This window comes from uncultured Capnocytophaga sp., assembly GCF_938029845.1.
In the GTDB taxonomy this organism is placed as follows: Bacteria; Bacteroidota; Bacteroidia; order Flavobacteriales; family Flavobacteriaceae; genus Capnocytophaga.
The window spans coordinates 1-6083 of record NZ_CALHGG010000169.1; the positions used below are offsets into that span (position 1 = coordinate 1).

Here is a 6083-nt window from a genome sequence, read left to right on the forward strand (position 1 = left end):
ACCTTTATACCCCTGTGCAAATGCTTATGGGGCGCAGTGTAAATTGTGAATTTGCCAATATGAGGAACCTCAACGGAACTTCTAAGACAACTAATTAGGCTTTATTAGGGTTCATTAATACAGCTTCTTTTGAATATTCTTATGCTCTAAGAGAAGTTAGTATGGGAGCAAGTATTGTAAGAGCTGAAACAGCAGCACAACAATATACTAAATCAAATTTAGCACTTGGTCAACAAATACATAAAGCATATAAAACTAACTTACATAATCCTGCAAAACAAATGTTTAAAGAGTATAGATTACCAAGTGGTAAAAGAATAGACTTTTTAGACGTTCCAAATTCTACAATATATGAATTAAAACCATATAATCCAAGGGCTATGAAACAAGGACAAATGCAGTTGAATATGTATATGAGAGAACTACAAACAATGCCACAGTATAGAGGAATACAATGGAAAACAGTCTTAGAAACATATTAATATGAACAGTAAAGAGTTTAAATATATTTTTGGAGAAATATCAAAAGCAAATCATTTTAAGTATGCTTTTGGAGGTTGGTATAAAGAAAGTTCTGAATGTATTTGTGTATTGGAACTTCAAAAATCTAACTTTGGAAATTATTATCAATTAAATATCAAAGTTTTTATACAAGGAGTTTTTAATGAGAATCGTATAATAGAAAAAAGAATAATTAAAAATTTGATGGGGGACATCAATTCAAGTGCAATAGGTGAAGACCAAAGGATTTTTGATTTTGATAGTTTTATAGATGATAATAAGAGAATAGAGTTATTAAAAGATTTTTTCAGAAAGCATATAATTCCTTTTACAACAAAGGTACTATCAATATCAGGAATAAAAGAATTGGCAAATAAAGGAGAGATATTATTATTACCCGCTGTTAAGGAAGAATTAGATAGATTAGAATTGACTAACAAAGAGGTTTAGCAGGACTTATAGCAAGTATTGGTTATACAGTAAAGGAAAACTGGGGAGATATAAAAGATTGGGTAGGTCGTAATGCAAGGAGTACAGGCAAATGGTTTGAAAAACAAGGAAAAAGTGTAGGGCAATGGTTCTCAAAGCAATTTAATTCTATTAGAGGGTGGTTTGAAGGAGATGGTACGCCAAGGGTGGTAGAGACTACGCCTATAACTACAAATGGAGAAGCACTTCCTATATTCTATACTAATGCTCCACAACATACAGACTCTTTTAACGGAGGATGGGGACAGGTCTTACATTTCTTGACAGGAGGTGAAGAAAATGGAACTCGATACGATAGTAATGGAGATTATATATGACCAGCATATAATCAAGAAGGAGGACTTTTAGAATGGGTAAGTGTAGGAGCGGTGAAAGGAAGTTTAGCTTTAGTTAAATTTTCTAGTGAAATTGCGCAAGCTCAAAAAATGGCTAAAGCAACAAAAGTAGTTCAGGCATCTCATAAAGGAACAAAACTTTTAAATCAATATAATAGTGTTGAAAGTTTAATAAAAGGAGCAGGAAAGTTATCGCGTGTTAAAGGAGGTATGCAAGGTTTTGTAAAAGGAGATGGAGCTTCTGTCTTTAAAGCTCTTACTCAAAATGCAAAAATGCAATCAAATGGACAGTATTTACTAAGTAATGGAGTCCAAATAGGCTATCATTATTCAAAAACTACTGGAGCTTACACAATTCATATTACGCCTACAGCAGGAGAAATGATAAAAATAAGATTTGTAAAATGAAAGAATATCAAAAACATTTAGATTTTTATAATCAAAAATATTGGTTTTCAACCTCATCTAGTCTTATTCCTTTTGAAGAATGGAGTGATAAAGATAAAGGTCAAAAGTATTTAGAAAAATATTGGTTATCTAATGAAGAATATCTAAGTACGTGGAGAAATATTCAACAAAATATTTTTATTACAAATAAGTCTTTACCACACTTAATTTACAAAGATAATTTTAATATAATAGCATTGCAAGGAGGATGTCTTTTTTTAGAAAAAGATTTTCTACAATTACAAAAAATATTACTCAATATAGGAGAAAAATATTTTGTAGTAATTCAGAATAATCAAGAATTTACAAAAGGAGAACCAATGTTCAAAATGAAATTTCCAGTAAACATAACTTGGAAAGAAATGATTAGTGGAGGAGCTATATCGGCAGTACTTATCAATATGTTTTATAATGAGTATTACATTTTTGGAGAAAGCGGTAAATGGGGTAAATATATAGCAAGTGACTATGATTATCCTATAGATTTATTTGGATTTACTCAAGAATTGACACCAATATTTGAAAAATTTTTATCACAAACTAAAGATGAGCAAATAGAACTCTTGAAATGGTTACCAAAAGAGTATAAAAATCGTGTTTTTAAAAATAAACCTATCTATTTGTAAAATCATAATCGCTAATTCTTAAAGCTGAATATGACAGCGATGTCAGAGAGGAATTATCTTGAGAAGGTGATTTATGGAGTGATTAATGATCTTTATACACCGGTACAATTTCTTATGAGGCGCAGTGTAAATTGTGAATTTGCCAATATGAGGAACCTTAACGGAACTTCTAAAACAACCCAGTAAATCGAACTGCACCTTATTGAGAAGGGAAAGCACCTGGATGGGAAATTTATGCAGGAACAGGGACAACTATTGGTAATGAATTATATTATAGTGAAAGATATGGTACTTGGATGGGCAAAAACTTTAAGATATATAAACAAACTTGGGGAGGAAATGGAATTACAGGAGGTAAAAATAAATTTGGTAAAGCAACAGCAAAAAAAATTGGTTGGGCAGGTAATGTCTTAGGAGCATGGAATGCTGTATCCATAGAAACAGAAAGACAAAATGATGAAATAAACAATACTCAATGGGTTCTTGAACAAGCATCTAATGCTTTTTCAACATTTGGAGGAATATCTGGTGTTGTCTGGGGAATAGGTTGGGAACTTGGTAGATTTATGACAAGTATGGAATGGTATCAAGAATTTACATATCGCTACTGGTATAACCGTTGGGAGAAGCGATATGGAAAGCCTTCTAAATACAATGAAACTATTTGGAATTATTTTTATGAAAATTACGGCAAATGATGGACGTGCTTTATTATTATATTTATCTTTTTTATGCAACGGTTATGCCTGATGATTATCCACATACAAACACTGTTTGGGCATTAGGAGCGACATCTGTTTTTATAGTCAATGGATTAATTGATATACCATTAGCATATTTTTTTAATTGTTATTTAAGTACAATTCAAAAAGTAATTATAATAGTAATTATGCTACTTTTGTTTTACTTTAAGTATTACAAAAGCGGTAGGGGGAAACAAATTGTTGAAAAAGAGAAACCTAAGTTTTTTGGTAGCAAAACAGTTTCTATAATACTAACTATTTTATTTTTTTTGATAAGTATGTTTTTCTTATTTTTTAAAGCAGATATAGTAAGAGAAATATTAGTAAAAGGTGGAGTTGTAGCTAATTAGCTATGAATATAACGCCTTTGGCGAGCGTTCACACTGTTATTATGGCAATGCTGAAGTAGAAAAAGCTAAACGCCCACTGCTAAAACACTACAGCCACGACGGTAGTGTAGAAATCGTATGTAACAAAACCGATAACAGCACCAAGTTTATACTTTACTTAGGCGGTGATGCCTATAGTGCCCCTGCGATACTCATTTCGGACGGTGAAACACAAAAGCTCTATTACTTACATAGAGATTATTTAGGCTCTATAGTAATGCTCACCGATGAGGACGGCAACATCGCTGAAAGACGCCATTTTGACCCTTGGGGACACCCCATAAAAGTGGAAGACGGAGCGGGAAAAGTGTTACAAGGTTTAACTTTATTAGATAGAGGCTTTACGGGACACGAGCACCTGCAAACGATAGGACTTATCCATATGAACGGACGGTTGTACGACCCAGCGCTACACCGTTTCTTACAACCTGACAATTATGTGCAAGACCCTTTTAACACCCAAAACTTTAATAGATATGGATATGTGCTTAACAATCCATTGTTATACACAGACCCTACGGGAGAGTATATTCTTGTAGATGATATAGTAGCTGCGGTTTTCGGAGGTATAATTAATTTGACTGTAAATGCAATACAAGGAAATTTAGGAGGACACGGTTTTTGGGGAGGAGTTGGCAGAGGATTTGCAGCTTTTGGAGCAGGAGCACTAGCAGGTTGGGGTGCTTTATACCCAGAGTTTGGAGGATGGCTTTGGGGAGGAGGTGTAGTTGGAGCTACTAATGCTTGGTTAGGAGGAGCTACTAAGGCAGAAGATATAGCATTAGGAGCAGGAATTGGTGTTGTGTCAAGTGTTGTGGGAGGAGCAGCAAGTAGTTTAGCAAATAAAGGAGTTAATCTTATGATTAATGGCCTAAAAGTTACAAGCCCTATTGTAAAAGGAGTGGTAAATGGATTAATAGGAGGATTTGCTGGAGGATATGCTAGTGGATTTGTTGTAGGCTATATGGAAACAGGTAATCTAAATTATGCCCATCATTCTGGTATGTTTGGAGCTAAGATAGGAGCTCCTTTGGGTATTATATCAGGTGTTTCATCTTCTCTTAGATACTCATCAAGAAATAATTTAAATCCTTGGACAGGAGAAAGAATTATTTCAGAAGGAGAGATAGTTGTGAGACATCATACAAGCTCAGAAGGACTTTATTCTATAAAAAAGAATGAATTTATAACTCCTTCAAGAGTTTCAGATTATAACTTTATAGGAACAGATTTTGAGGCAACTCCCAATTTTAAAGGGATTCAGAACTTTGGACAAGCAGGGAAAGGAGCTTTTATAGAGTTAGTACTTCCTAAGAATATACTAGTACCTAGTCCTTCTCCAACCCAACCATATTATTTTAGAGTAAATACAGGATTTGATAATAATTTTATTATTAAACCTAGTTATAAACCACAATACTATTATAATATAAAGTTTTAATACGTGGTTATGACAAAAGAAGAACTAAAGTTTTTAGTGGTAATATTTAGGCAAATATACCTCTCTATACTCAGATGTAATGAAGTTGAGAAAGAAGCATACTTTGCTTTTTTTGAAAAAAGAATGAGATACTACTTATATACCAAACGTTTGTTGAATAGAAAAATGCACAGAGAAGGGATGAGAGTGTCTCTTTGGGGAACAACAACTGTCCATTTGGAGTATATTGCTATGTATGAAATACTTAGTAAATTTATACTTTTTGTAAAAGAAAAATCTTTTCCCGCTTTTGAATTGAGAGATGAGATATTTAGGTTTACAGCTAATATATATAGTTATTTAGAATCAAAAGTTTCTTTTAGAGATCAAAAAAAATATGCTTATGTAGAACATTACAACCAAAATGATTTAAATGGGCAGCTTTTTGATACTATTGATGAAGTACTCGATAAATTAGGTTGTGAACATATAATAAGAGACATTCACAATACAACTCAACTAATGAACTGAAATGACAAAAGATTTTTTAAAATACTTAACAGTTATTTTTGCATATCTACATTTTTCAAGAGTAAAGAGTAGAGAAGTTATAAAATATTGTACTTTTGCTGAAAGTACCTTAAAACAGTGGGTAATAGACTTAAAAGCTAAAAAGTATCATTTAAAATTGAGTAAATTACAATGTATAGCTATTTATTTAATTCTCAGCAAGTATATAATGATTACAAACCAAGAACAAAAAGTTTCTCCAGAAGAAATAGGAGAACTAAATGTAGAAATTATGCAAGTATACAATTTTTTAGTTAAAAAATTACCTTTTTATTGTAGAAGTCAATTCTCATCACTAAAAAGTAAAAGAAACGAATTAGAGAACGTTTCTATTGAAGAAATATTTGATAGAGTGAAAGAAAAGAGTGTTTTAAGTTTCATGAATTTTACCTAAAACACAGTGCAATGGGGGTGTAGATACATCTCTAACACACCTACCAACAACAAAAGCTCACCACCAACGAAGCAGGAGAGACGTATTTAGAAAAATACCCGCTACCCACTGTAAGGTATAACGCTTTCAAAGCCCCAGAGCAGATATACGTAAAGGATAAAGAGCGAAT

Annotated in this window: 10 protein-coding genes; all 10 read left to right on the forward strand. The window is 32.6% G+C overall.

Going from position 1 to position 6083, the window contains the following annotated elements; translation table 11 throughout:
- The first annotated feature begins 161 nt into the window (after window positions 1-161).
- Entirely contained in the window at window positions 162-482 is a 321-nt protein-coding gene (locus Q0625_RS13245) for a hypothetical protein (RefSeq protein WP_298828183.1), read from the forward strand.
- A gap of 1 nt (window position 483) precedes the next feature.
- Window positions 484-951, forward strand: coding sequence for a DUF4304 domain-containing protein (locus Q0625_RS13250; RefSeq protein WP_298828185.1), 468 nt, complete (start codon window positions 484-486; stop codon window positions 949-951).
- A gap of 185 nt (window positions 952-1136) precedes the next feature.
- Complete coding sequence (locus tag Q0625_RS13255; protein ID WP_298828187.1) at window positions 1137-1307, forward strand: hypothetical protein; 171 nt, start codon at window positions 1137-1139, stop codon at window positions 1305-1307.
- A 51-nt stretch (window positions 1308-1358) separates the two neighbouring features.
- Window positions 1359-1733 (forward strand): hypothetical protein, encoded by a 375-nt coding sequence (locus Q0625_RS13260; RefSeq protein ID WP_298828189.1) that lies wholly within the window; start codon window positions 1359-1361, stop codon window positions 1731-1733.
- Window positions 1730-2398: a hypothetical protein gene (locus Q0625_RS13265; protein ID WP_298828191.1), complete on the forward strand. Its 669-nt coding sequence runs from the start codon at window positions 1730-1732 to the stop codon at window positions 2396-2398. Before Q0625_RS13260 ends, Q0625_RS13265 begins: the two co-directional genes overlap by 4 nt.
- Window positions 2399-2694: 296 nt before the next feature.
- Window positions 2695-3096 (forward strand): hypothetical protein, encoded by a 402-nt coding sequence (locus tag Q0625_RS13270; RefSeq protein WP_298828193.1) that lies wholly within the window; start codon window positions 2695-2697, stop codon window positions 3094-3096.
- A complete protein-coding gene (locus Q0625_RS13275; RefSeq protein ID WP_298828195.1) occupies window positions 3093-3491 on the forward strand; it encodes a hypothetical protein in 399 nt (132 codons plus the stop codon). The genes Q0625_RS13270 and Q0625_RS13275 overlap by 4 nt, the downstream gene beginning before the upstream one ends.
- A 256-nt stretch (window positions 3492-3747) precedes the next feature.
- Window positions 3748-4971, forward strand: a complete 1224-nt coding sequence (locus Q0625_RS13280; RefSeq protein WP_298828197.1) for an RHS repeat-associated core domain-containing protein — start codon at window positions 3748-3750, stop codon at window positions 4969-4971.
- A gap of 9 nt (window positions 4972-4980) precedes the next feature.
- Window positions 4981-5481: a hypothetical protein gene (locus Q0625_RS13285; RefSeq protein ID WP_298828199.1), complete on the forward strand. Its 501-nt coding sequence runs from the start codon at window positions 4981-4983 to the stop codon at window positions 5479-5481.
- 1 nt (window position 5482) lies between these two features.
- Complete coding sequence (locus tag Q0625_RS13290; protein ID WP_264856020.1) at window positions 5483-5914, forward strand: hypothetical protein; 432 nt, start codon at window positions 5483-5485, stop codon at window positions 5912-5914.
- Window positions 5915-6083 lie beyond the last annotated feature (169 nt).

Coding starts and splice junctions, on each gene's coding strand:
- Q0625_RS13245 (WP_298828183.1), top strand. CDS start 162: ATGGGAGCAAGTATTGTAAGAGCTGAAACAGCAGCACAACAATATACT.
- Q0625_RS13250 (WP_298828185.1), top strand. CDS start 484: ATGAACAGTAAAGAGTTTAAATATATTTTTGGAGAAATATCAAAAGCA.
- Q0625_RS13265 (WP_298828191.1), top strand. CDS start 1,730: ATGAAAGAATATCAAAAACATTTAGATTTTTATAATCAAAAATATTGG.
- Q0625_RS13270 (WP_298828193.1), top strand. CDS start 2,695: ATGGGCAAAAACTTTAAGATATATAAACAAACTTGGGGAGGAAATGGA.
- Q0625_RS13275 (WP_298828195.1), top strand. CDS start 3,093: ATGATGGACGTGCTTTATTATTATATTTATCTTTTTTATGCAACGGTT.
- Q0625_RS13280 (WP_298828197.1), top strand. CDS start 3,748: ATGCTCACCGATGAGGACGGCAACATCGCTGAAAGACGCCATTTTGAC.
- Q0625_RS13285 (WP_298828199.1), top strand. CDS start 4,981: ATGACAAAAGAAGAACTAAAGTTTTTAGTGGTAATATTTAGGCAAATA.
- Q0625_RS13290 (WP_264856020.1), top strand. CDS start 5,483: ATGACAAAAGATTTTTTAAAATACTTAACAGTTATTTTTGCATATCTA.